Below are 22,389 nucleotides of genomic sequence, written 5' to 3'. Positions count from 1 at the left end.
CAGCAGATGTCCCGCAGACACCTGGGTACCGCACTCGCCGTGCTGCTCGCCACCGGTCTGACCACCGGGATCGCGGGCGCGGACCCCTCGCCGACCCGACCGGTGGTGGTCGGCGAACCCCGCACCGACCACGGCTGCGCCCGGATCGAGCCGACCCTGCCGACCTACGCCGACTGGCCACGGGTCCGCAGCCGCGTCCACGGCGACCCCGCCGACGAGCGGCGGATCGCGAAGATCGTCGGCTCCCTGACCCTGGCCGAGAAGGTCGGCCACATGACCCAGCCCGAGATCGCCGCCATCACCCCGGACGAGGTCCGCCAGTACGGCATCGGCAGCGTCCTCAACGGCGGCGGCTCCTGGCCCGACCGCGACAAGCACGCCGCCGTGCGCGACTGGCTGTCGCTCGCCGACGCCTACTGGGACGCCTCGAAGGCCACCCGCGCGAAGATCCCCGTGCTGTGGGGCATCGACGCCGTGCACGGCAACAACAACGTCTACGGCGCAACGGTCTTCCCGCACAACATCGGTCTGGGCGCGGCGCACGACCCCTGCCTGGTCCGCGACGTCAGTGAGGCCACCGCCGAGCAGATCCGCGCCACCGGCCAGGACTGGGCGTTCGCGCCGACCCTCGCCGTGGTCCGCGACGACCGCTGGGGCCGCACGTACGAGGGCTTCTCCGAAGACCCGAGGATCACCCGCGCCTACGGCTACGAGGCCGTGCGTGGCTTGCAGGGCGACGGTCGCCGCCGGGTGGACGTGCTGGCCACCGCCAAGCACTTCATCGGCGACGGCGGCACGCTCGGCGGCAAGGACCAGGGCGTCACGCCGTCCTCCACCGCCGAGATGATCAACCTGCACGGCCAGGGCTACTACGGCGCACTGGCGGCCGGCGCGCAGACCGTCATGGTGTCGTTCAACAGCTGGACAAACGCCGACCTCGGCATCAAGGAGGGCAAGCTGCACGGCAGCAAGCTCGCCGTGAACGACATCCTCAAGGGCAAGATCGGGTTCGACGGCCTGGTGGTGTCGGACTGGAACGGCATCGGCCAGGTCCCCGGCTGCACGAACGCCGGCTGCCCGCAGGCGATCAACGCCGGCATCGACGTGGTGATGGTCCCCAACGACTGGAAGGCGTTCATCGCCAACACTGTCGCCCAGGTCGAGAGCGGGCAGATCCCGTTGTCCCGCATCGATGACGCGGTGACCCGGATCCTGCGCGTCAAGCTGCGCGCGGGTGTGCTGGACGGTGCGAAGCCCTCCGCCCGGGAGCACGCCGGCTCGGCGAAGGCGTTGGAAGCGCGCAGACTCGCCCGCGAGGCCGTGCGCAAGTCCCAGGTGCTGGTGAAGAACGACAACCGGGTGCTGCCGCTCAAGCCGCGCTCGAAGGTGTTGGTGGTCGGCAAGAGCGCGGACAGCCTCCAGAACCAGACCGGCGGCTGGACGTTGTCCTGGCAGGGCACCGGGAACACCAACGCGGACTTCCCCAACGGCACCACGATCCTCGGCGGGCTGCGCGAAGCGCTGGGAGCGCAGAACGTCGTGTTCTCCGAGACCGGTGACGTGGACCCGGCGGGGTTCGACGCGGTGATCGCGGTGATCGGCGAAACCCCGTACGCCGAAGGGACCGGCGACCTGGGCCGGCGCAGTCTGGAGGCGGCGAAGCTGTACCCGCGTGACCTGGCGGTGCTGGACAAGGTCCGGGGTCGCGGCGCGCCGGTCGTGACGGTGTACGTGTCCGGCCGGCCGTTGCACGTCAACAAGGAGCTGAACCGCTCGGACGCGTTCGTGGCGTCGTGGCTGCCCGGCACCGAGGGCGGCGGCGTCGCGGACCTGTTGGTGCGCGGACGTCACACGTACCCGGGCTTCACCGGCACCCTGTCCTACTCGTGGCCGCGCAGCGCGTGCCAGACGCCGCTCAACCCCGGCCAAGCGGGCTACGACCCGCTGTTCAAGCCGGGCTACGGCCTGAGGTCGTGGCAGACCGGGCGCGTCGGCAAGCTGGACGAGACCGCTCCCGCCAGTTGTTCCGGCGACGGCGGTGGTGGCACCGCGACCGAGGACCTGGAGCTGTTCAACCGGCAGGACATCGCGCCGTACAGGGGTTTCATCGGGTCGCCGGACAACTGGAGCGGCACTGAAATCGGTCCCGACGGCGAGGCCGCGCACAGCACGATCACCGTGCGGCCGGCGGACGTGAACGTGCAGGGTGACGCGCTCAGGACCACGTGGACGGGCACGGGCCAGCTCTACCTCCAGAACCCGGCCGGCGGCAACGACCTGCGCGGCTACCTCAACGCCGACGCGGCCTTGGTGTTCGACGTTGTCGTGCACCGGCCACCGGCGGCGCGGACGGTGGTGAGCGCGCACTGCGTGTACCCGTGCTCGGCGGAAGTCGACGCCACCACCCTGTTCGGCGGCCTGCCGGCGGGATCGAAGGCGACGGTGAAGATCCCGGTGGCGTGCTTCGCGTCCCGAGGACTGGACCTGGAGAACGTCAACACGCCGTTCCTCGTCTACACCGAGGGCGCGTTCCAGGCGTCGTTCGCGAACGTCCGGTGGGTGCCGAAGGCGGCCCGGGATCCCGACGCCAGAACGTGTTCCGAGCTGACGTGACGAAAGGGTGGGCCCGGCTCACCGGGCCCACCCCGCACCTCAGTAGCCGACGGTGAACCGGCTCCTGCTGTGCCGGGGCCGTTCGGCCTCGTCCAGGAGGGCCACCGCGAAGTCCTCCAGGGAGATCGCGGAGTTCCCCTGCCCGTCCACCACCAGTCCGTCGAGCCCGAGCCGGTACGCGCCGGTGCGGGTGCCGGGTTCCAGCGACATCGGCGGGCTCAGGTACGTCCAGTCCACCTCGGACTCGGCCCGGACGACGTCGAGCTGCGCGGTGCAGGCCAGCGCGATCGGCCGCAGGAACGCCGGGAAGTCCGGCGCGTCCTGCACCAGCACCCCGTCCGGCCGGGTCAGGCTGCTCGCGCCGCCGACCAGCAGCAGCCGCGCACCGGTCGGCCGCACGCCGTCGAGCAGGGCCTTGGCGGTCGCCGCCAGCTCGTGCTCCCGCCCGTCGACCGGCCGGGTCGCGCCGATCACGACGTCCCGGCCGGCGCTGAGCCGGGTGACGTCCGCCGCCACGCCCGCGTCCCCGACGGTGAACCCGTCGCGGACCGACCGCGAGACCGCGACGACCTCATGCCCGCGCCGCGACGCCTCGGTCACCACCCGGCTGCCGACGCCCCCGGCCGCCCCGAACACGGTGATCCTCATCCTTGTTCCTCCCCTTGGTCTGCGCCACGACCAGCGCGGCGAGCACGATCACGGCGCCCAGCACCTGCGCCACCGTCAAGTCCTGGCCCAGCGCCAGCCAGCCGACCGTCGTCGCGACCACCGGGCTGAGCAGGCCGAGGAAGGTCACCTCGGTCGCCGCCAGCAGCTTCACGCCGCGGAACCACAGGCTGTAGGACAGCGCCGCGCCGATCAGCGCGAGGTACGCGTACCCGGCCACGTTGGCCCCGGTCAGCGCCGGCGGCGGGCCCTCCACCAGGAACGTGACCGGCAGGAGCAGCAGCCCGCCGGCCACCAGCTGCCAGCCGGTGGTGGCCAGCAGCGGCGCCGGCGACGCCCAGCGCTTGCCCAGCACGGTCCCGGCGGCCATCACGACCGCGCCGCCGAGGGCCGCGGCCACGCCCAGCCAGTCGAGCTGCGCGTTGGCCCGCAGCACGAGCAGGCTCACCCCGAGGACCCCGGCGATGGCCGCCAGCGCGACCCGCAGCGTGATCCGCTGCCCGAGGAACCCGGCCGCGAGCCCGGCCACGACCAGCGGCTGGACCGCGCCGACCGTCGCGGCCACGCCGCCCGGCAGCCGGTAGGCGGCCAGGAAGAGCAGCGGCAGGAACGTGCCGATGTTCAGCGCGCCCAGTACCAGCGACTTCCACCACCAGTCGCCGGTGGGCAGTCGGCGGACCACCACGAGCAGCAGGAGCCCGGCGGGCAGCGCGCGCAGCAGGCTCGCCAGCAGCGGGCGGTCCGGCGGCAGGTACTCGGTGGTGACGAAGTAGGTCGTGCCCCAGATCGCCGGGCCGAGCGCGGTGACGAGTCGATTGCTTAGCACTAAGACAAAGTAACTCATCGCTAAGCCATCCGTCCGGTGATCTGCCTCACCGCTAAGGTATGCCGGCATGGCGGACCACGTGGACCTCGTGCTCGACCAGTGGCGCGCGCAGCGCCCCGACCTCGACGTCTCGCCGATGGCGGTGATCGGCCGGCTGTCCCGGCTGAACCGGGTGATCGACGGCGAGCTGCGCGCGAACTTCGCCCGGCACGGGCTGGACCGCGCGTCGTTCGACGTCCTGGCCACCCTGCGCCGCAGCGCCCCGCCGCACCGGCTCACGCCGACCGAGCTGATGCGGTCCTCGATGATCACCTCCGGCGCCGTCACCCAGCGGCTGGACCGGCTGGAGGCGCGCGGCCTGGTGACCCGGGGACCGAGCCCGGTCGACGGCCGGGGCGTCGTGGTGGCGCTGACCGACGAGGGCCGCGGGCTCGTGGACAAGACCCTGCCCGACCACCTGGCCACCGAGGAGCGCCTGCTGGCCGCGCTGAGCCCGGCCGAGCGGGAGCGGCTGGCGGCGACCCTCAGGACCGTCCTGGAATCCCTCGCCGAGTAGCCCCCGCGCGGCGGCGGTTGCCGGCATGGTGAAGGGCAGTCGAGAGCCTGGGGGAGAACATGAAGCGGATCGCGGTCGTCGGTGCGGTGGTGCTCGCGGGCGGGCTGCTGGGGGCGGCCCCGGCGAGTGCCGCGGTCAGCCCGCACTGCCAGGAGGACGGGTACTGCCTGTTCTCCGGCACCCAGTTCAGCGGCACCAAAGCCGTCCTGCCGACCAGTTGGGGTTGTTACCCGGTGAGCTCGCTGGGGTTCGGCCCGGCCAGGTCGGCGGCCCGGGGCTACGGCGACGGCAGCGCGTTGGCGATCTACTCCGACGCGAACTGCGCGAACCGCCTGGCCTTCGTCCACGACGAGGTGCCCGCCACCACCGCGCTGTCCTACCGGCTGCTGCCGATCCCGGGCTGACCCGGCACTACCCGGCGGCGGGGCGGGTGCGGCGCAACCAGAGCAGGCCCAGCACCGGCAGCACCAGCGGCACGAACCCGTAGCCGATGCCGAAGTCCGACCACACCGTCGCTCTCGGGAACCACGACGGCACGAGCAGGCTCACCACGCCGACCACCAGCACGCCGGTCAGCTCCACGGCGCACGACAGGAACGCCACCCGCCGCGACGTCCGGCTGCCGACGGCGAGCGTCACCGTCGCCACCACGTAGACCACCGCGGCCAGGGCGGACAGCAGGTACGCGGCCGGGGCCTCCTCGAACCGGGTGGCGATCTGCACCGCGGAGCGCGACACCGCCGCGATGGCGAAGATCCCGTAGACGGCGACCAGCAGCCGCCCCGGACCGGAGCGGGTCACGTTGGGCCCCGAAGCCATCGGCTTGGGAGTCGCTGGTCCAGGTGCCGCGGGTTCAGGCATGGCCGAGCCAGACCTGGTTGAGCCGCACGATCATCACCGGCACGCTCAGGCAGCCGACCGCCAGCACCGACGCGCCCCAGCGGGACCGCTCGGCGATCGACCAGAACCCGGCCAGCGGCAGCACCAGCACGGGCCCGAGCAGGTAGCCGACGAACGTGGCCCCGGAGATCTCCCGGTCCAGCCCGGCCAGCTTCACGATCCCGACCACGGCCTGCGCCAGCAGCCCGACCTCCAGCAGCACGACGAGCCCCGCGACGCCGAGCGTCAGCTTGGTCTCCAGCGTCAACGGCTTGTCCAGCACCACGAGCAGCACCGCCCACGCGGCGGCCACCAGCGCCAGCACGGTCAGCGCCACGGCCAACGAGTCGATCATCGAACCAGGTCCTCCAACGGCGTGTCCACCGGGACACTAGCCGCCACCCGATCGGCCAGCCTCCGGTGCCCGATCGCGCCGGCGATGGACCGGGCCCGCGCCGCGTGCTCCCGGGCCTGCCCGACCTCGCCCGCGCGGGCGTGCACGGCGGCCAGCACGGCGTGCACGACACCGGTCAGCGACGGCCGGGAGCCCCGTCGGACCAGGTCGTGGGCCTGCTCGGCGAGCGCCCGCGCCTGGCTCGGGCACGCCTCGCGGCCCGCGTCGGCCCACTCGACCAGCGCTTCGGCTTCGTGGTGGTGGTCGGCGATGGACCGCGCGGCGGCCACCGCCGCGGCGAACCGGTCCGGCCGGTACCCGTGCAGCGCCGACTCGGCCCGCCCGACCCGCACCAGCGCGGCGGTCTCCCACATGGCGTCACCGGTCGCCCGGCTCACCGCCAGCATCGCGGCCGCGTGCTCCAACGACCCGCGCACGTCGCCCGCGTCCCACGCGATCAGGCTCAGCACCCACAGCGCGAAGCTCTCCTCACGCGGCTTGCCCAGCTCCACCGCACCCGCCAGGGCCTGCCGGGCGCACTCGCCGCCGTCCTCGCCCAGGCAGTGCCGCAACGCGGCCAGCCGGTTGAGCGCGAACACCTCGCGGGCCCGGTCGCCCGCCGCGCGGGCCAGTTCCAGCGCCCCGGTCAGCCCCTCCAGCGCGGGCCGGTAGCGGTCGCTGAGCCAGTGGTTGGTGGCCAGGTTGATCGACGCGACCAGGTGCGCCTCGGCGTCGCCGGCCCGCCGCGCGGCGTCGGCGGCGGCGGTGTGCGCGGCGATCCCGTCGTGCAGGTGGCCGCCGACCAGCAGGTGCCGGGCCAGGCTCCGGCTGATCAGCCAGGTGTAGGCGGGCAGCCCGAGGTCCTCGGCGTGCCGGATCGCGGCCAGCAGGTTCGGCCGCTCCCGCTCGCACCAGGCACCCGCCGCCACGTGGTCGGCCAGCGGCGGCAGCCCGGCGTCCGGGAACGCGGGCACCGGCGGCTCGGTCTCCAGGTCCGGCACGAGCAGCCGGTTGGCCCGGTCGGTGGCCCGCAGGTAGTAGTCGAACAGCCGGTGGGTCGCCTCGGCGCGCTCCTCGGCGACCGTGACCGCCCGCGCGTACTCGCGGATCAGGTCGTGGAAGGTGTACCGGCCCGGCGCGCGCTGCTCCAAGAGGTGCACGTCGAGCAGGCCCTCCAGCAGGACCTCCGCCCGGTCCGGGGGCAGCCCGGCCGCCGCGGCGGCGGCGAACACGTCCACGTCGACCCCGGGTTGCGCGCCGACCAGCCGGAACACCCGCTGGTGCGCGTCGTCCAACTGCCGGTAGGACAGGGAGAACGCCGCCGCCACGCCGTGGTCGTCCACGCTCAGCTCGCGCAACCGGTCCCGCAGCCGGTCCCGCAACTGCGCCACGGTCCACAGTGGACGGTGCTGTAGCCGGGCGGCGGCGATCCGGATCGCCAGCGGCAGCCGGCCGCACAGCGCCACCACCTCGGCCACCTCGGCGGGTTCGGCGCGGGTCGCCACCCGGTCGAACAGCGCGACCGCGTCCGCCTCGGGCAGCACGTCCAGCGACAGCGGCGTCGCGCCCGCGATGGTGGCCAGCCGCCGCCTGCTGGTGACCAGCACCAGGCAGCCCGCCGTGCCCGGCAGCAGCGGCCGGACCTGCTCGGCGCCGGCCGCGTTGTCCAGCACGACCAGCACCCGCCGGCCGGCCAGCGTCGAGCGCCACAGCGCGGACCGGGCGTCCACCGACGCGGGCACCCCGTCGGCCGGCACGCCCGCCTCGCGCAGCAGGACCTCCAGCGCGTCGGCCGGGTCGACCGGCTCGCGGCCGGCGGTGTGCGCGTGCAGGTCCACGAACAGCCGCCCGTCCGGGAAGCGGTTCGCCAGCCGGTGCGCCACGTGCAGCGCGAGCGCGGTCTTGCCGACCCCGGCCATGCCGTCGACCAGGGCGATCCCGGTCGTCCCGGCCAGCCGGGCGATCTCGGCGGCGCGCCCGGTGAAGTCGGGCACGTCGTAGGGCAGGAACGTGCGGCCCGCCGGCCGGGCCTCGGCGCGCAGCACCTCGCGGTGCGCGGCGCGCAGGTCCGCGCCGGGGTCCAGGCCGTGCTCGGCGCGCAGCCACCGCCGCCGCTCGTCGTACACCGCGAGCGCCCGCACCTGCTCGCCGGACCGGTGCAGCGCGAGCACCAGCAGCGCGGCGAACCGCTCCCGCGACGGGTGCTCGGCGACCAGGTCGCGCAGCTCGGCGACGACCGGCCGGCCCAGCTCCAGGTCGGCGGCCACCCGCTGCTCCAGGGCGTCCAGCCGGGCCTCTTCCAGCCCCTGCACCAGCCGCTGCCGGGCCAGGTCGCTGGCCACGTCGGCGAGCACCGGACCGCGCCACAGCGCCAGCGCGTCGCGCAGCAGGTCGGCCCGGCCGGCCGGATCGGCGTCCCGGGCCCGCGCCACCAGCCCCCGGAACCGGTGCACGTCGATCCGCTCCGGATCGGTGACCAGCGCGTACCCGGTGCCCCGGCGTTCGACCCGGCCCAGCTCCGGCGGCAGCGCGGAGCGCAACCGGCTCACGTTGCTGCGCAGCGCGGCCTCGGCGGCCGTGGTCGGCGCGCCGTCCGACGCGAGGTCGACCAGCCGCTCGGCGGACACCGGCCGGTTGTGGTGCAGCGCGAGGACGGCCAGCAGGAAGCGCTCCCGCCGGCGGTTCAGGGTGATCACCCGGCCGTCCGCCACCACCTCGAACGGCCCCAGCAGGCGGAACTCCACCCGGGGAACGGTACTCGCGGCGGTGGCAACGAAACGGCAACGCGGATCACCGATGCTCGTCACCACTGGTCCGCGAGGACGGTCCTCGCCCGTCCTGGGGGTCGGGCGAGGACGCGGCACCGTCACGACCGGGAACGGCCCGCGCCCGGCGGGCCGCCGACACCCCGGCCCGGAGTGGTCGGGGGCAACGGGGGAGATCAGCGGAGCCTCGCAGGCACGGCCGGACATCGACCCGGTCGACGGCCCGCGGGGTTGCGTGGAGGTGATCGGGAACGGCGGGGCCGTAAAGCGCCCCCGGTTCCGCCGGTCCCGACCTCCGCCGCCGTGGGGCGCTGGTAGGGGCGCTCCACGGCGTTCTCCGGTTCTTCGTCATCGCACGGTCGCGGGCGCGGGCTGCTGCGGGATGCCGAACCCGGTGCACGGGCCGGTCACCGGCACCGACTCGGGGGTACCGAGCGGCCACCTGCCCGTCGATGCCGATTCACTCGATCGTGGCCCCTTTCGTGCGACCCTCGCGGGGTGATCAGCCTCCCGTTGGTCACGCACAGTCAGGCCCTCTGGCGCGCTGTCACCCTGCGACGCCGCAACCGGGGAGAGGACACCCAACCGTGCGAAAGTTCCCCTGGCGGGTGACCGGCTTGCTCGCGGCCACCCTCACCGTCATCGCCACCCTGCTCGTCCCCACCGCCACCGCCGCCACGCCGATCACGGTCGCGCAGGCCATCGGTCAGCAGAACGGCGCGTCCGCCACCGTGCGCGGGTACGTCGTCGGCCAGCCGACCGCCACGACCACCGTGGTCCGCTCGAACTTCCCGTCGGACTACGCGCTCGCCCTGGCCGACGCACCCGGCCAGACCGACACCGCGCAGATGGTCTACGTGCAGATCACCTCGGCGTTCCGCGCCGCGTGGGGCCTGCGCACCAATCCCGGCCTGCTGGGCACGCGGATCGACGTGACCGGGCCGCTGTCGGCGTACTTCGCGCACCCCGGGCTCACCTCGCCCACCGCGTTCGCGCCCGCCGGCACCACCCCCACGACCACGGTCCCCACCACGACCACGGCGCCCACCACCGGCGCGCCCGGTGACGACTACTACCGGGACGCGGTCGGCAAGACCGGGCCGGCGCTCAAGACGTCGCTCAACCAGATCATCCGCACCAACACCAAGCTGTCCTACGACCAGGTGTGGAACGCGCTGAAGGCGACCGACGAGGACCCGGCCAACTCCGCCAACGTCATCCTGCTCTACAGCGGGCGTTCGCAGAGCAAGTCCACCAACGGCGGCAACGGCAACGACTGGAACCGCGAGCACGTCTGGGCCAAGTCGCACGGCGACTTCGGCACCGCCACCGGTCCCGGCACCGACCTGCACCACCTGCGTCCCGAGGACGTCTCGGTCAACGCCGACCGCGGCAACAAGGACTTCGACCTCGGCGGCTCGCCCGCGACCGAAGCACCCGGCAACTTCACCGACTCGGACTCGTGGGAGCCGCGCAACGCCGTCAAGGGCGACGTGGCGCGGATGCTGTTCTACATGGCCGTGCGGTACGAGGGCGGCGACGGCTACGTGAACCTGGAGCTGAACAACAACGTCGGCAACGGCTCCGCGCCGTACATGGGCCGGCTGTCGGTGCTGTTGCAGTGGAACGCGCAGGACCCGCCGGACACGTTCGAGAAGCGCCGCAACCAGGTGATCTTCGACAGCTTCCAGCACAACCGCAACCCGTTCATCGACCACCCGGAGTGGGCCGCCTCGATCTGGAACTGATCACCTGGGGTCCCGGCTCCGGTTACGCCGAGTGGCCGCAGACCCTCCTATTGGGACGCGACGGCCGTCCGGACCTACTCAGAGTTGGGTCCGCTCGCCGACGTGGGCGACGTCGGCCGGGCGGGTCGAGTGATTGTCCGGCATACGTTCTACGGGATGTGCCGGCGGCAGCAACCGCACCGGGCGCGCCCGGCCGTTGTTACACGGGGCAGGTGTTTTACGGGCGCGGCACCTGCCCCGTGTACGGCCGGAAGGGGACCACGTCCCCCGTACTCCCCTTCCGACTCCCCTAGCAACAACGGAAGGACACACACCCTCCAGGAGGAGGTGTGGTAACGCTATGCCACTCCACGCCGGTTCGCACGTACGACGATTGAGTGAATCACCAGGTGAGAGCCACTCGACTACCCTCAGAGAGTGACCGGGATCCGCCGGTCGAAGACGAGATCGCGGGCCGACCGGAGACCCATCGCGATCGCTCCGCTGAGCACCGCGCCGTCCCCCAGCTCACCGGTCGCGATCCGCGGCGCGAGCGGCGTCATCCGGCGCAGCGCCTGCGCCATCGGCTCGGCCAGCAGCTCGGTGTTCTGGCCGATGCCGCCGCCCAGCACGACCAGCTCCGGGTCGATCACCGCCGCCACCGACGCCACCACGAACGCCAGCCGCTCGGCCTCGTCGCGCACCGCGCGCAGCGCGCGTTCGTCACCGGACTTGGCCAGCAGGAACACGTCCCGGGCCGACTTCGCCGTCGGGATGCCGTGCTGCTTCGCCAGCGCCACAACGGATTCCGCCGCCGCAGCGGCCTCCAGCCGGCCCCGGCCGTTGTCGTCCACCTCGGACGGCGCGCCCCACGGCAGGTAGCCGATCTCGCCCGCCGCGCCGTGCGCGCCCCGGAACAGCCGGCCGTCCACCACGATCCCCATGCCGATGCCGGTGCCGACCATCACGCACACGAACACGTCGACGTCGCGCGCCGCTCCGTACGCCCGCTCGCCGACCGCCGCCAGGTTCGCGTCGTTCTCCACCAGCAGGTCGGGGCCGAGCTGGGCCTCCAGGTCGTCCAGCAGGCCCCGGCGCTCCCAGCCGGGCAGGTTCGGCGCGTGGGTGAGCGCCCGCCCGCGCGGGTCCGGCACCCCGGGCGTGCCGACGACCTTGACCACCAGGTCGGCCATCGCCAACCCGGCGTCGGCCACCGTCCGCTCGGCCAGCTCCCGCACCGTGCGCACCAGCGACCCGGCCGACCGGCACCGGTTGCGCTCGTCCACCCGGGCGATCACCGACCCGGCCAGGTCCGCCACCGCGACCCGGATCCGCTGCCGGCCGATGTCGATGCCGAGCACGTGCCCGGCCGCCGGGTTCGGCTCGTAGACCATCGCCGACCGGCCCGGCCCGGACGTGGTGCGGCCGATCGGGCGCACCAGCCCGTGCTGCTCCAGGTCGAGCAGCGCCTGGCCCACGGTCGGTTTGGACAGTCCCGTGTCCTTGGCGACCTGCGGCCTGGTGGCCGGACCGCCGCGCCGCAACCGGTCGAGCACGGCGCGCTGGTTGAGTACGCGCATCCCCGCGGGGGTGCCCACCTGGGGCGACTTCCGGACCATCACAGCGAGTGAGTCTAGATCGGGTGGAGCAGCGATCGGACAGGCTTGCGGACAAGCTGCCCGACCAGTCTTGACAACGATGTCAGCCGGCCGTTTCGCTGGCCCGCGAGCCGGTTGGCCGAGGCGAGGGGCGTGCGCGATGGGGCACAGGCGGGGATTTCCGGTCGTCCTGTCGACCGCTGCGGTGGTCCTGGCCGGCGTGGCAGGCTGGCCGTCCGCGACCGCCGCACCAGGGGGGCCCACCGTGAGCGAGACGCTCTTCGCCACCTCGTTCGAGGACGGGCAGCCCGCGCCGAAGTGGGCGAGCACGGTCGAGACCGACCCGGCGGGCACCCCGCGGACCGCCGGCGTCGACGGCTCGGACCAGGTCGGCATCCCGGGTGACGTCACCGACCGGATCACCGACGTCGAGGCCAACGCCGAGCACGCCGAGGCCGGTGAGGTGAAGGAGAACCTGGTCGACGGCAGCACCGGGTCGAAGTGGCTCGCGTTCACCCCGACCGGCTGGGCGGAGTTCACCTTCCCCGAGCCGGTGGCGGTCCGCCGCTACGCGCTGACCTCCGCCGACGACGAGCCCGAGCGCGACCCCCGGGACTGGTCGCTGAGCGGCTCGGCGGACGGCACCACGTGGACGCCGATCGACACCAGGGCGGGCGAGGTGTTCACCGCCCGGCACCTGACCAAGACCTACGAGACGGCGAACACCGCCGCGTTCCGGTACTACCGGATCGACATCACCGCGAACGCGGGCGGCGTGAATTTGCTGCAACTGGCCGAGATCCAGTTCTCCGACGGCTCCTCGACACCGCCCGCGAAGAACATGCGCACCACCGTGGGCAAGGGTGCGGTCGGCGGCTACAACGCCAAGGCGGGTGCGGGCTTCACCGGCGTGAAAGCGCTGCGGTACCAAGGAACGCACGTCACCGCCGGGCGCGGGTACTCCTACAACAAGGTGTTCGAGGTCGACATCCCGGTGACCGCCACGACCGAGCTGTCCTACCTGGTGTTCCCGTCGTTCACCACCGACGACCTGAACTACCCGAGCACGTTCGTCGCGGTCGACCTGGCGTTCGCCGACGGCACCTACCTCAGCGACCTGGGTGCCCGCGACCAGCACGGGTTCGAGGTGTCGCCACGCGGGCAGGGTGCGGCGAAGTCGTTGTACACCAACCAGTGGAACCGGGTCGCGTCGGTGGTGGGGAAGGTCGCCGCCGGCAAGACGGTCAAGCGGATCCTGGTGGCGTACGACAACCCGACCGGGCCGGCGTCGTTCAACGGTTGGATCGACGACATCGCGGTGAAGTCCGCGCCCGCCGTCGTCGACCGGGCCCGCCCCACCGACCACGTGCTGACCACGCGTGGCACCAACTCCAGCGGCAGCTTCTCGCGCGGCAACAACTTCCCGGCCACGGCCGTGCCGCACGGGTTCAACTTCTGGTCGCCGATGACCAACGCGGGTTCGATCAGCTGGCTCTACGAGTACGCGAAGGCCAACAACCGGGACAACCTGCCGACGCTCCAGGCGTTCACCGCGAGCCACGAGCCCAGCCCGTGGATGGGGGACCGGCAGACCTTCCAGGTGATGCCGTCGGCCGGCACGCCCACCGCCGACCGCGCGCAGCGCGCGTTGCCGTTCCGCCACGAGAACGAGATCGCACGGGCGCACTACTACGGGGTGACGTTCGAGAACGGGATGCGCACCGAGATCGCGCCCACCGACCACGCCGCCCTGTTCCGCTTCACGTTCACCGGTGACGCCTCCACCCTGGTGTTCGACAACGTGAACAACAGCGGCGGCCTGTCCCTCGACCCGGCGACCGGTGTGGTCAGCGGGTTCTCCGACGTGAAGAGCGGCCTGTCCACCGGCGCGACCCGGATGTTCGTCTACGGCGTGGTGGACCGGCCGGTCACGGCGAGCGGCCGGCTGACCGGCGCGGGCCGGGACGACGTCGCGGGCTACCTCCGGTTCGACACGTCCACCGAGAAGGCGGTGACCCTGCGGATCGCCACCTCCCTGCTGGGCGTGGACCAGGCCCGTCGCAACCTCGAACTGGAAGTGTCCACCTCGGACACCTTCGACACGGTCCGGGACCGCGCGCAGGCCGCGTGGGACGAGGTCTTGCGGATGGTCGAGGTGGAGGGCGCGACCGAAGACCAGCTGACCACGTTGTACTCCAACCTCTACCGGCTCTACCTGTACCCGAACTCGGGCTACGAGAACACCGGCACGGCCGACGCCCCGAAGCACCAGTACGCCTCGCCCGTGCAGCCCGCGGCGGCGTCGACCCCGACCCGGACCGGCGCGAAGGTCGTGGACGGCAAGATCTACGTCAACAACGGTTTCTGGGACACCTATCGCACCACCTGGCCCGCGTACAGCTTGTTCACCCCGAAGAAGGCCGGGGAACTGGCGGACGGGTTCGTCCAGCAGTACCGGGACGGCGGCTGGATCTCCCGCTGGTCCTCGCCCGGCTACGCCAACCTGATGACGGGCACCAGCTCGGACGTGGCGTTCGCGGACGCGTTCGTCAAGGGCGTCGAGGACTTCGACGTCAAGGCCGCGTTCGACGCGGCGGTGAAGAACGCGACCGTCGCGCCGCCCGGCGCGGGCGTCGGCCGCAAGGGTCTGGACACCTCGATCTTCACCGGCTACACCTCCACCGCGACCGGCGAGGGCATGTCGTGGGCGATCGAGGGTTACGTCAACGACCACGGCATCGCGACCATGGCCAAGGCCCTGCACGAGCAGACCGGCGATCCGGAGTACCTGGCGCAGCACGAGTACTTCGCCAACCGGGCGCAGAACTACGTCCACATGTTCGACCCGGGCACCGGGTTCTTCCGAGGGCGCAAGCCGGACGGCACGTGGCGCGTCCCGGCCGCCGAGTACGACCCGCGCGAGTGGGGCCACGACTACACCGAGACCGACGGCTGGAACATGGCGTTCTCGGTGCCGCACGACGGCCAGGGCCTGGCCAACCTCTACGGCGGCAAGGACGGGCTGGCCAAGAAGCTCGACGACTTCTTCGCCCTCCCGGAGACCGCGAAGTTCCCCGGCTCGTACGGCGGCGTCATCCACGAGATGACCGAGGCGCGGGACGTGCGGATGGGCCAGCTCGGGCACAGCAACCAGGTGTCGCACCACATCGCCTACATGTACGACTACGCCGGGCAGCCGTGGAAGACGCAGGAGAAGGTCCGCGAGATCCTGTCCCGGCTCTACCTGGGCAGCGAGATCGGCCAGGGCTACCCCGGTGACGAGGACAACGGCGAGCAGTCGGCGTGGTACCTGTTCAGCGCCTTGGGCTTCTACCCGTTGCAGATGGGTGACGCGCGGTACGCCGTCGGTTCCCCGCTGTTCACCAAGGCCACGGTGAACCTGGAGAACGGCCGCAAGCTCGTGGTCAACGCGCCCAAGAACAGCGCGCGCAACATCTACGTGCAGTCGTTGAAGGTCAACGGGACGAAGTGGGACAAGGCGTACCTCCCGCACGCCGACATCGCGCAGGGCGGCACGCTCGACTTCGAGATGGGCCCCGAACCGTCGAAGTGGGCCACCGGAGCGGACGCCGCGCCGCCGTCGCCCACCACCGGCACCGAGCCGCCCAAGCCGCTGCGCGACGTCACGTCGGCGGCCACGGTGACCGGGTCGGGCGCGGTGACCCCGTTGCTGGACAACACGTCCCAGACGGCTGGAAGCGTGTCGTGGCTCCAGATCGACCTCAAGGACCACAAGGAGAAGGCCGACTTCTACACGCTGACCTCCGCCAAGTCCTCCGGCGACCCGGCGGCATGGGTCCTCAAGGGCTCCTACGACGGTACTTCGTGGTCCACTGTGGACGAACGCTCTGGCGAGGTCTTCCCGCACCGCCGGCAGACCAGGGCGTTCAAGATCCCCCGGGCGGGCCACTACCGGCACTACCGCCTGGAGTTCCCGGCGACGGCGACGCTGGCCGAAGTCGAACTGCTGGCGAAGCCGGCCACGACCTGCACGACGACCATCACCGACGAGCACCGCGGACCGTTGCGGGTGCGCGGGTCGACGTGCGTCGACGGCGGCACGGTCACCGGCCCCGTGGTGGTCGACGCGGGCGCGTCGCTCCACGTCTTCGGCGGCAAGCTCCACGGCCCCCTGTCGGCGGCGGGCGCGGCGGCCGTCGTGCTGGTGGACAGCGAGGTCGGCGGCCCGGTCACGATCACCGGCACCACCGGCGAACTGGCGCTGGAGCACACCACGATCGACGGCCCGGTCAACCTGGTCGGCAACAGGGGCGGCACGACCGTCGCCGCGAACACCGTCGGCGGGCCGCTGTCGTGCGTCACGAGCAACCTGCCGCCGGCGAACAACGGGTGGGCGAACGAGGTGCACGGGCCGAAGATCGGCCAGTGCGCGAAGCTCTAGACCTTGCGGCCGGTCAACCCCAGCAGGCGGTCGAGCAGCGAGGGCGTCCTCGGCGACCGGGACCTCCGGGTGCGGTGGTGGTTGCGACGTCAGTCACCACAGCCGGAGGCCTCGATGGGACACGCTAACGCTCGTCTGACCGTGTACGGACGCCTGGTCCTGGTTGGGCGGGTCGCCGCTGGCAGACCGGTCGCCTAAGTGGCCAGGAAGCTCGGGGTCTCGCGGCAATGCGGGCACCGCTGGGTGCGCCGGTTCCGCGACGGGGGCATGGCGGGTTTCGCCGACCGGTCGAGCCGGCCGCATCGCGTGCCCTCCCGCACCCCGGCCGAAGCCGAGGACCGCGTCGTCGCCGTGCGGGCGCGGCTGCGGTGCGGCCCCGCTCGGGTCAGTGCCGCCACCGGGGGTCGCGGTCCGCATGGTGTCGCGTGTGCTGCTCCGGCGCGGCCTGCCGCGGCTGGCCGAGTGCGATCCGCTGACCGGGCGCCGTATTCGCCTACGCCGAAGTCCTCGACGACGAACGGGGAACGACCTGCGCTGGTTTCCTGCTTCGCGCGGCGGCATGGTTCGCCACCAACGGCGTCCCGCGTCTCCACCGGGCCCTGACCGACAACGCCAAGAACTAGTGCTGTGTCTCGGAGGGTTGACCCGGTAATCAGCCCTGTGGGCTGATCGGCCAGGCTGATCCCGCATGTCGAGTGCGGGAGGTGGCTGTGGCTCGTCAACCGAGCGTGTTCGTCCGGCCGTTGTCGATGGAGGAGGGCCGGAAGCTTCAGCGGATCACCAGGACCTCGAAGGACCCGGTGCGGCTGCGGCGGGCGATCGTGGTGCTGATGTCCGGCCAGGGCCAAGCAGTCCCGGACATCACCTCGTTGATGCAGGTCAGCGCCGATTACGTGCGTGATGTGATCCACGCCTTCAACGAGCGGGGGTTCGCTGCCCTGGACCCAAAATGGAGGGGCGGGCGGAGTCGGACGATCGGTGAGGCGATCCGTGAACGGATCCGCCTGATCGCCCGGGCCTCGCCCGCCGACTGGGGCATCACCGCGTTCTCCACCTGGTCGCTGGCAAAGCTGCGCGACCACCTGCTCGACCGCGGCACCGTCGCCGCGATCAGCCGGGAAACGCTGCGCCGCATCCTGCGCGCCGGCGGCGTCTCCTGGCAGAGCACCACCACGTGGAAGGCCTCCACCGACCCGGACTTCGTCATCAGGATGCAGCGGATCCTCGACCTCTACGATCACCCGCCCGAGGGCGGGCGGGTGATCTGCGTCGACGAGTTCGGACCGCTGAACCTGATGCCGCGCAAGGGCAAAGCGTGGCGGCCCGCCGGGTCACCACGCCGATTACGGGCCACCTACAACCGTCACCACGGCGTGATGCACATGCTCGCCGCACTCGACCTGACCACCGGGAAGATCCACTACCGGATCCGACGCCGCAAACGCCACGCCGAGTTCCTCGACCTGCTCAAGACCCTGCGCGCCCGCTGGCCCGACCAGCGGCTCCACCTGGTCATGGACAACTTCTCCCCGCACCGGCACCCCGACGTCCGCGAGTGGGCCGCCGAGAACGACACCGAGTTGGTGTTCCTGCCGACCTACTCGAGCTGGCTGAACTGGATCGAGGCGGAGTTCGCCGCCCTGCGCTACTTCGCCCTCAACGGCACCGACCACCTCACCCACGCCGAGCAGAACGCCGCCATCGCCTCGTTCATCCGCTGGCGCAACGCCCAAGCCCAGCCCAAGACCCGTTTCGCCACCGACTCGCCCATCCGCACCTGGACCCATTACCCGGCCAACGCTGCGTGACAAGCCACTAGCTGATCTCCCGCGACTTCGCCGCCGCGATCGGCGCCCGCCACAAGACCATCAAACCGCATCACCCCTGGCAGAACGGCAGAGTGGACGGTTCAACCGCACCCTGCAAACCGGTGGTAGGCCGGCTCCACCACTACAACACTGAACGCGGTCACACCGCACTCGAAGGGCGGCCACCCATCAGCCGCGTCCAGTGACCAACCTCATGGGACCGAGTACAGCTAGACCTTGCGGCCGGTCAACCCCAGCAGGCGGTCGAGCAGCGGGGCGTCCTCGGCGACCGGGACCTCCGGGCCGAACAGCCCCATCTCGCGGGCCACCGGCGCGCTGCCGACCAGGTCCGCGTGCACGAACTCCAGCACCTCGACGTCCCAGCTCGGCGTGCGGTCGACGGCCGTGGCGAGGTCCCAGCCGTGCACCACGATCTCGCCCACGGTCATGCCGCCGATCATCGCGGCGGGCATCTCGTTCGGCGAGCCCAGCACCGTCACGCCCTGCCACGCCTCGGGCGCGCTCCACGCCGCCGCGGTCCGCTCCAGCTGCGCGCGCAACCGGGGCCGCCAGTCGGTCAGGTCCACGTCGGCCTCCGCGCCCGCCGGCGTCACGGCCTCCTTGCGCGCGGCGGCTTCCAGCGACGGTCCCCAGAACAGCAGGTGGCCGATCAGCCGGCGGACGTCGTACTCGGCGCACGGCGTGGGCGCGTCGAGCTGGTCGGGCGTGATGGCGTCGATGATCTCCAGGACGGGTGCCGCGGCGAGCGCCGCCAGCCGTTCGGTGTTCATGCGCGGCACGCTACGGCCGGGCGCGGCCGGTGTCTTGAACAAACGCGACATACCCTGGGCGGCGTGCGTGACGAGCGGGAACTGGACTGGCGCCGGCACCAGCGGCACGAGTTCCCGCTGCCCTCGCCGGACCTCGCGCCGCTCGTCGAGCGGTACTGGATCGTGGACTGGAGCTACGACCGGCCGTACCGGCAGCTGATCGTGCCGTACCCGAACGTGCACCTGGTGTTCCAGGGCGGCCGGGCCACGGTGACCGGGGTGTCCAGCCGGCACGTGGTCCGGGAGCTCGACGGCGACGGGCACGTGCTCGGCGTGGCGTTCCGGCCGGGCCGGTTCCGGGCGTTCCTCGGCGCGCCGGTGCGGTCGATCACGGACCGGACCGTGCCGTCGGTGTTCCCGGACGTGCCGGAGCCGGGCGTGGCCACCGTGGAGGAGATGCTGCGGTCGTGCCTGCCGGAGCCCGACCCGGCGGCCCGGCTCGCCGCGGACCTGGTCGACCTGATCGTGGCCCGGCCGGACATCACCCGGGTCGCCGCGCTCGCCGAGGAGGTCGGGCGCGGCCCGAGGCAGCTGCAACGGCTGTTCGCCGAGCACGTCGGCGTCGGCCCGAAGTGGGTGATCCGGCGCTACCGGCTGCACGAGGTCACCCAGCGGATGGCCGCCGGCGCGCGGATCGACTGGGCCGCCCTCGCCGCCGAGCTGGGGTACGCCGACCAGGCCCACTTCGTGCGCGACTTCACCGCGATGTTCGGCGAGACCCCGACCGGCTACGCGGCCCGGTATCACCAGGAGATCTCGCGGCAGCGCTCGGCGGACGCGCCCGGCTCGACCTGAAGCGTGGCGTGCTCGATGTGGTAGCGCTCGGCGAGCAGCGTCTGCGCCGCTTCGAGCACCCGCGCCGGGTCGGCGTCCTGGCACGTGGTCAGGTGCGCCGAGGCGACCTCCATGCCCGAGGTGAGCGTCCAGACGTGCAGGTCGTGCGCCTCCTCGACGCCCGGCAGCCGGCTCAGCTCGGCCTGCATCGCCTCCACGTCGAGGCGCTCGGGGGCGTGCTGGAAGAGGATCCGCAACGCGCCGGCGGCGAGCTTCCAGGTGCGGGGGAGGACGAACAGGCCGATCGCGACGCCCATGACCGGGTCGGCGTAGCGCCAGCCGAACACCAGCGTCACCGCGCCGCTGATCAGCACGCCGACCGAGCCGATGAGGTCGGCGAGCACCTCCAGGTACGCGCCGCGCACGTTGATGCTGTCCTTCGCGCCCTCGCGGAGCATGAAGAACGAGATGATGTTGGCGACCAGCCCGGCCGCCGCCGCGAGCACCACCGGGAGCCCGGGGACCGCCGGCGGGTCGCCGAACCGGCCGAGGGCCTCGACCACGACGTACCCCGCGACGCCGAACAGCAGCACCGCGTTGGCCAGGGCGGCGAGCACCTCGGCGCGGTAGAGCCCGAACGTGCGACTGCCCTTGAAGGAAGCCCGGCGGGCCAGCAGGATGGCGGTGAGGGCCATGCCGACGCCCAGGACGTCGGTGAGCATGTGAGCGGCGTCGGAGATCAGCGCAAGCGATTGCGTGGTGAAACCCACGATGAACTCGACCACCATGAAGGCCGCCCCGATACCGAAGGCGACCCACAGCCGGCCGAGGTGCTTCGCGCTCCCCGATGACACTCCGTGGCCGTGTCCGTGACCCATGGCTGGAACATATAGTCACATGCGCATGAGTGCAACCGGTCGATCAGGTGGGGTTGACCACCCGTCCCAGCCAGCGGACGAAGCGCGGCGAGAGCCGGTTCGCGACCCGCACGAACCTCGCCTCGGGCGTCACCGCCACGACCGGCGTGTTCCGCTCCACGGCCCGGAACACCTGCCCGGCCACCTTCTCCGGCCCGAAGCCGCGCAGCCGGTAGGCCCGAGCCGCCTTCTTCCGGCGGGCGGCCTGCTCCACCGCGTCGGCCCCGGCGAACCGCGTCGAGCCGGCGATGTCGGTGTTCACGACGCCGGGGCAGACCGCACTGACCCCGATGCCGTGCGGCTTGAGTTCGGCGGCCAGGCACTGCGCGAGCATCAGCACGGCGGCCTTGGTGGTCGAGTACGCGGGCAGGGCGGCGGTGGGGAAGTACCCGGCGGCGGAGGCCGTGACGACCAGGTGGCCGCCCTGGGCGCGCTCGACCAGGTGCGGCGCGAAGGCCCGGAGCGTGTGCACGACACCCCAGAGGTTGACGTCCACGACCGTCCGCCAGTCCTCCTCCGAGGTCTGGAGGAAGGGGCCGGCCACCCCGACCCCGGCGTTGGCCATCACCACATCGGGTACGCCGTGGCGTTCGACGACGAGCCGTGCGACCTCTCCGGTCGCGGCACTGTCGGTGACATCGAGTTCATAGGCGTGTCCACCCACCTCGTCGGCCGTGCGCCGGGCAGCCGCACGGTCGACGTCCAGCGCCACGACTAAGGCCCCCTCCCGTGCGAACTTCACCGCCGTGGCCCGCCCGATCCCACTACCGGCCCCCGTGATCACGACGACGCGCCGGGCTTCCCTGCCCTCCACGAAGTCCCCGATGAGCCGAGCGACCTGATCGGGGTGCGTGCGGGGCGCCCAGTGCCCGGCGTGCAGCGGCGTGCGCGTTAGGTCGGAGACCCAGGGCTCCGCCGCCTCCAGGTGCCGCCGGGACACGTACGGGTCGTTCACCAGTTCAACCTGCCGAACCGCCACCTCGACCCGCCGGGGAACGGCCCCACGCCCGATGTTCGCCCGGTAGAGCTCCAGCCCGTTCACCAGTTCCCGGCGCCCGGCGCGGAGCCGCCGCCGCACGAACGGCAGACCCCAGACCGCCTCGGGCACCCACGGCACCAGGAACCCCGCGATGTACCAGGACTTGCGAACCAGTCCCACGACACCCACCGGATCCCACCGGTGCCGCCCGATCCAGTCCCGGACGTGACCGAGGTCGGGCCCGGACAACGAGGTGAACGAGAGGTACAGCGAAGGCTCGTCCACCACGGCCCGCCACCCGATCACCGATCCCCAGTCGTGCCCCACCAGGTGCACGGGCCGCCCGACAACCCGCCGGACCACCTCACCGAGCACCCCGGCCACCCGCTCGACCCGAAACCCGTCCCGCCCCCGAGGCCGCCCGGACCCACCGGCCCCCGGAAGATCCACCCGAACCACCCAGAACCGCTCCCGAAGCCGAGCCGCCACCCCGTCCCAGATCCGCAGCGTGTCCGGGAACCCGTGCACCAAGACCACCGCAGCAGCCCCCGAGACCCCCTCCTCAACCACCCGAATCCGCAGGTCGGAACACTCCACGAACCGCTCACGAGCAGGAGCCATGCCCCCGAGGGTA

General features: G+C 72.3%; 16 protein-coding genes and 2 pseudogenes. 9 read left to right on the top strand and 9 right to left on the bottom strand.

The features are described from left to right. Positions 1-6: 6 nt before the first annotated feature. On the top strand, positions 7-2,613 hold the full coding sequence (locus tag BN6_RS35805; RefSeq protein WP_051075859.1) for a glycoside hydrolase family 3 protein: 2,607 nt from the start codon (positions 7-9) through the stop codon (positions 2,611-2,613). A 39-nt stretch (positions 2,614-2,652) separates the two neighbouring features. On the opposite strand, the gene BN6_RS35800 is transcribed toward BN6_RS35805, so the two are convergent. Both BN6_RS35800 and BN6_RS35795 read right to left on the bottom strand, forming a co-directional pair. Then, a complete protein-coding gene (locus BN6_RS35800; RefSeq protein WP_015104749.1) occupies positions 2,653-3,261 on the bottom strand; it encodes an NAD(P)-dependent oxidoreductase in 609 nt (202 codons plus the stop codon). After that, on the bottom strand, positions 3,185-4,123 hold the full coding sequence (locus BN6_RS35795) for an EamA family transporter (protein ID WP_015104748.1): 939 nt from the start codon (positions 4,121-4,123) through the stop codon (positions 3,185-3,187). The genes BN6_RS35800 and BN6_RS35795 overlap by 77 nt, the downstream gene beginning before the upstream one ends. Positions 4,124-4,172: 49 nt before the next feature. Here BN6_RS35795 and BN6_RS35790 point away from each other — a divergent pair, with 49 nt between their 5' ends. Next, a complete protein-coding gene (locus BN6_RS35790) occupies positions 4,173-4,661 on the top strand; it encodes a MarR family winged helix-turn-helix transcriptional regulator (protein WP_015104747.1) in 489 nt (162 codons plus the stop codon). A 59-nt stretch (positions 4,662-4,720) separates the two neighbouring features. Next, entirely contained in the window at positions 4,721-5,065 is a 345-nt protein-coding gene (locus BN6_RS35785; RefSeq protein ID WP_015104746.1) for a hypothetical protein, read from the top strand. A 7-nt stretch (positions 5,066-5,072) separates the two neighbouring features. Here BN6_RS35785 and BN6_RS35780 read toward each other — a convergent pair whose 3' ends face one another. The 3 genes from BN6_RS35780 to BN6_RS35770 are packed head-to-tail and all read right to left on the bottom strand — an operon-like array spanning position 5,073 to position 8,678. After that, positions 5,073-5,522, bottom strand: a complete 450-nt coding sequence (locus BN6_RS35780; protein ID WP_015104745.1) for a hypothetical protein — start codon at positions 5,520-5,522, stop codon at positions 5,073-5,075. Next, positions 5,515-5,895, bottom strand: a complete 381-nt coding sequence (locus BN6_RS35775) for a hypothetical protein (RefSeq protein ID WP_015104744.1) — start codon at positions 5,893-5,895, stop codon at positions 5,515-5,517. Before BN6_RS35775 ends, BN6_RS35780 begins: the two co-directional genes overlap by 8 nt. Continuing rightward, positions 5,892-8,678, bottom strand: a complete 2,787-nt coding sequence (locus BN6_RS35770) for an AfsR/SARP family transcriptional regulator (protein WP_041315285.1) — start codon at positions 8,676-8,678, stop codon at positions 5,892-5,894. The genes BN6_RS35775 and BN6_RS35770 overlap by 4 nt, the downstream gene beginning before the upstream one ends. A gap of 473 nt (positions 8,679-9,151) precedes the next feature. Between BN6_RS35770 and BN6_RS49870 the strand changes: the two genes are divergently transcribed. Next, on the top strand, positions 9,152-10,447 hold the full coding sequence (locus BN6_RS49870; RefSeq protein WP_084672833.1) for an endonuclease: 1,296 nt from the start codon (positions 9,152-9,154) through the stop codon (positions 10,445-10,447). Between the two features lie 410 nt (positions 10,448-10,857). Here BN6_RS49870 and BN6_RS35760 read toward each other — a convergent pair whose 3' ends face one another. Further along, positions 10,858-12,006: an ROK family transcriptional regulator gene (locus BN6_RS35760; protein WP_173430503.1), complete on the bottom strand. Its 1,149-nt coding sequence runs from the start codon at positions 12,004-12,006 to the stop codon at positions 10,858-10,860. Between the two features lie 178 nt (positions 12,007-12,184). Here BN6_RS35760 and BN6_RS35755 point away from each other — a divergent pair, with 178 nt between their 5' ends. The 4 genes and pseudogenes from BN6_RS35755 to BN6_RS50330 form a co-directional block, all read left to right on the top strand. Beyond that, on the top strand, positions 12,185-16,447 hold the full coding sequence (locus tag BN6_RS35755) for a GH92 family glycosyl hydrolase (protein WP_015104740.1): 4,263 nt from the start codon (positions 12,185-12,187) through the stop codon (positions 16,445-16,447). 114 nt (positions 16,448-16,561) lie between these two features. Continuing rightward, a pseudogene (locus BN6_RS44580) lies at positions 16,562-17,061 on the top strand (leucine zipper domain-containing protein); the annotation flags it as partial. 96 nt (positions 17,062-17,157) lie between these two features. Then, positions 17,158-18,255, top strand: a complete 1,098-nt coding sequence (locus BN6_RS35750; protein WP_197540218.1) for an IS630 family transposase — start codon at positions 17,158-17,160, stop codon at positions 18,253-18,255. A gap of 38 nt (positions 18,256-18,293) precedes the next feature. Further along, a pseudogene (locus BN6_RS50330) lies at positions 18,294-18,461 on the top strand (IS481 family transposase); the annotation flags it as partial. Positions 18,462-18,485: 24 nt separating this feature from the next. Here the strand turns inward: BN6_RS50330 and BN6_RS35745 are convergent. Beyond that, positions 18,486-19,046, bottom strand: a complete 561-nt coding sequence (locus tag BN6_RS35745) for a TIGR03086 family metal-binding protein (RefSeq protein ID WP_015104737.1) — start codon at positions 19,044-19,046, stop codon at positions 18,486-18,488. Between the two features lie 63 nt (positions 19,047-19,109). On the opposite strand from BN6_RS35745, the gene BN6_RS35740 reads away from it, so the two are divergent. After that, positions 19,110-19,880, top strand: a complete 771-nt coding sequence (locus BN6_RS35740; RefSeq protein WP_015104736.1) for a helix-turn-helix domain-containing protein — start codon at positions 19,110-19,112, stop codon at positions 19,878-19,880. On the opposite strand, the gene BN6_RS35735 is transcribed toward BN6_RS35740, so the two are convergent. Together BN6_RS35735 and BN6_RS35730 are read right to left on the bottom strand one after the other, a co-directional pair. Next, entirely contained in the window at positions 19,829-20,737 is a 909-nt protein-coding gene (locus tag BN6_RS35735) for a cation diffusion facilitator family transporter (protein WP_015104735.1), read from the bottom strand. The genes BN6_RS35740 and BN6_RS35735 overlap by 52 nt on opposite strands. 43 nt (positions 20,738-20,780) lie before the next feature. After that, on the bottom strand, positions 20,781-22,376 hold the full coding sequence (locus BN6_RS35730; RefSeq protein WP_041315279.1) for an SDR family oxidoreductase: 1,596 nt from the start codon (positions 22,374-22,376) through the stop codon (positions 20,781-20,783). Between the last annotated feature and the right edge of the window lie 13 nt (positions 22,377-22,389).

It is taken from the genome of Saccharothrix espanaensis DSM 44229 (assembly GCF_000328705.1).
Lineage (GTDB): Bacteria > Actinomycetota > Actinomycetes > Mycobacteriales > Pseudonocardiaceae > Actinosynnema > Actinosynnema espanaense.
This window is presented reverse-complemented; position numbering and strand designations above follow the sequence as displayed.

Bases quoted from the DNA above. Each gene is read 5' to 3' on its own strand.
- BN6_RS35800 (WP_015104749.1), bottom strand. From the start codon at position 3,261: ATGAGGATCACCGTGTTCGGGGCGGCCGGGGGCGTCGGCAGCCGGGTG.
- BN6_RS35735 (WP_015104735.1), bottom strand. From the start codon at position 20,737: ATGGGTCACGGACACGGCCACGGAGTGTCATCGGGGAGCGCGAAGCAC.
- BN6_RS35780 (WP_015104745.1), bottom strand. From the start codon at position 5,522: ATGCCTGAACCCGCGGCACCTGGACCAGCGACTCCCAAGCCGATGGCT.
- BN6_RS35775 (WP_015104744.1), bottom strand. From the start codon at position 5,895: ATGATCGACTCGTTGGCCGTGGCGCTGACCGTGCTGGCGCTGGTGGCC.
- BN6_RS49870 (WP_084672833.1), top strand. From the start codon at position 9,152: ATGCCGATTCACTCGATCGTGGCCCCTTTCGTGCGACCCTCGCGGGGT.
- BN6_RS35785 (WP_015104746.1), top strand. From the start codon at position 4,721: ATGAAGCGGATCGCGGTCGTCGGTGCGGTGGTGCTCGCGGGCGGGCTG.
- BN6_RS35790 (WP_015104747.1), top strand. From the start codon at position 4,173: ATGGCGGACCACGTGGACCTCGTGCTCGACCAGTGGCGCGCGCAGCGC.
- BN6_RS35730 (WP_041315279.1), bottom strand. From the start codon at position 22,376: ATGGCTCCTGCTCGTGAGCGGTTCGTGGAGTGTTCCGACCTGCGGATT.
- BN6_RS35755 (WP_015104740.1), top strand. From the start codon at position 12,185: ATGGGGCACAGGCGGGGATTTCCGGTCGTCCTGTCGACCGCTGCGGTG.
- BN6_RS35760 (WP_173430503.1), bottom strand. From the start codon at position 12,006: ATGCGCGTACTCAACCAGCGCGCCGTGCTCGACCGGTTGCGGCGCGGC.
- BN6_RS35795 (WP_015104748.1), bottom strand. From the start codon at position 4,123: ATGAGTTACTTTGTCTTAGTGCTAAGCAATCGACTCGTCACCGCGCTC.
- BN6_RS35745 (WP_015104737.1), bottom strand. From the start codon at position 19,046: ATGAACACCGAACGGCTGGCGGCGCTCGCCGCGGCACCCGTCCTGGAG.
- BN6_RS35805 (WP_051075859.1), top strand. From the start codon at position 7: ATGTCCCGCAGACACCTGGGTACCGCACTCGCCGTGCTGCTCGCCACC.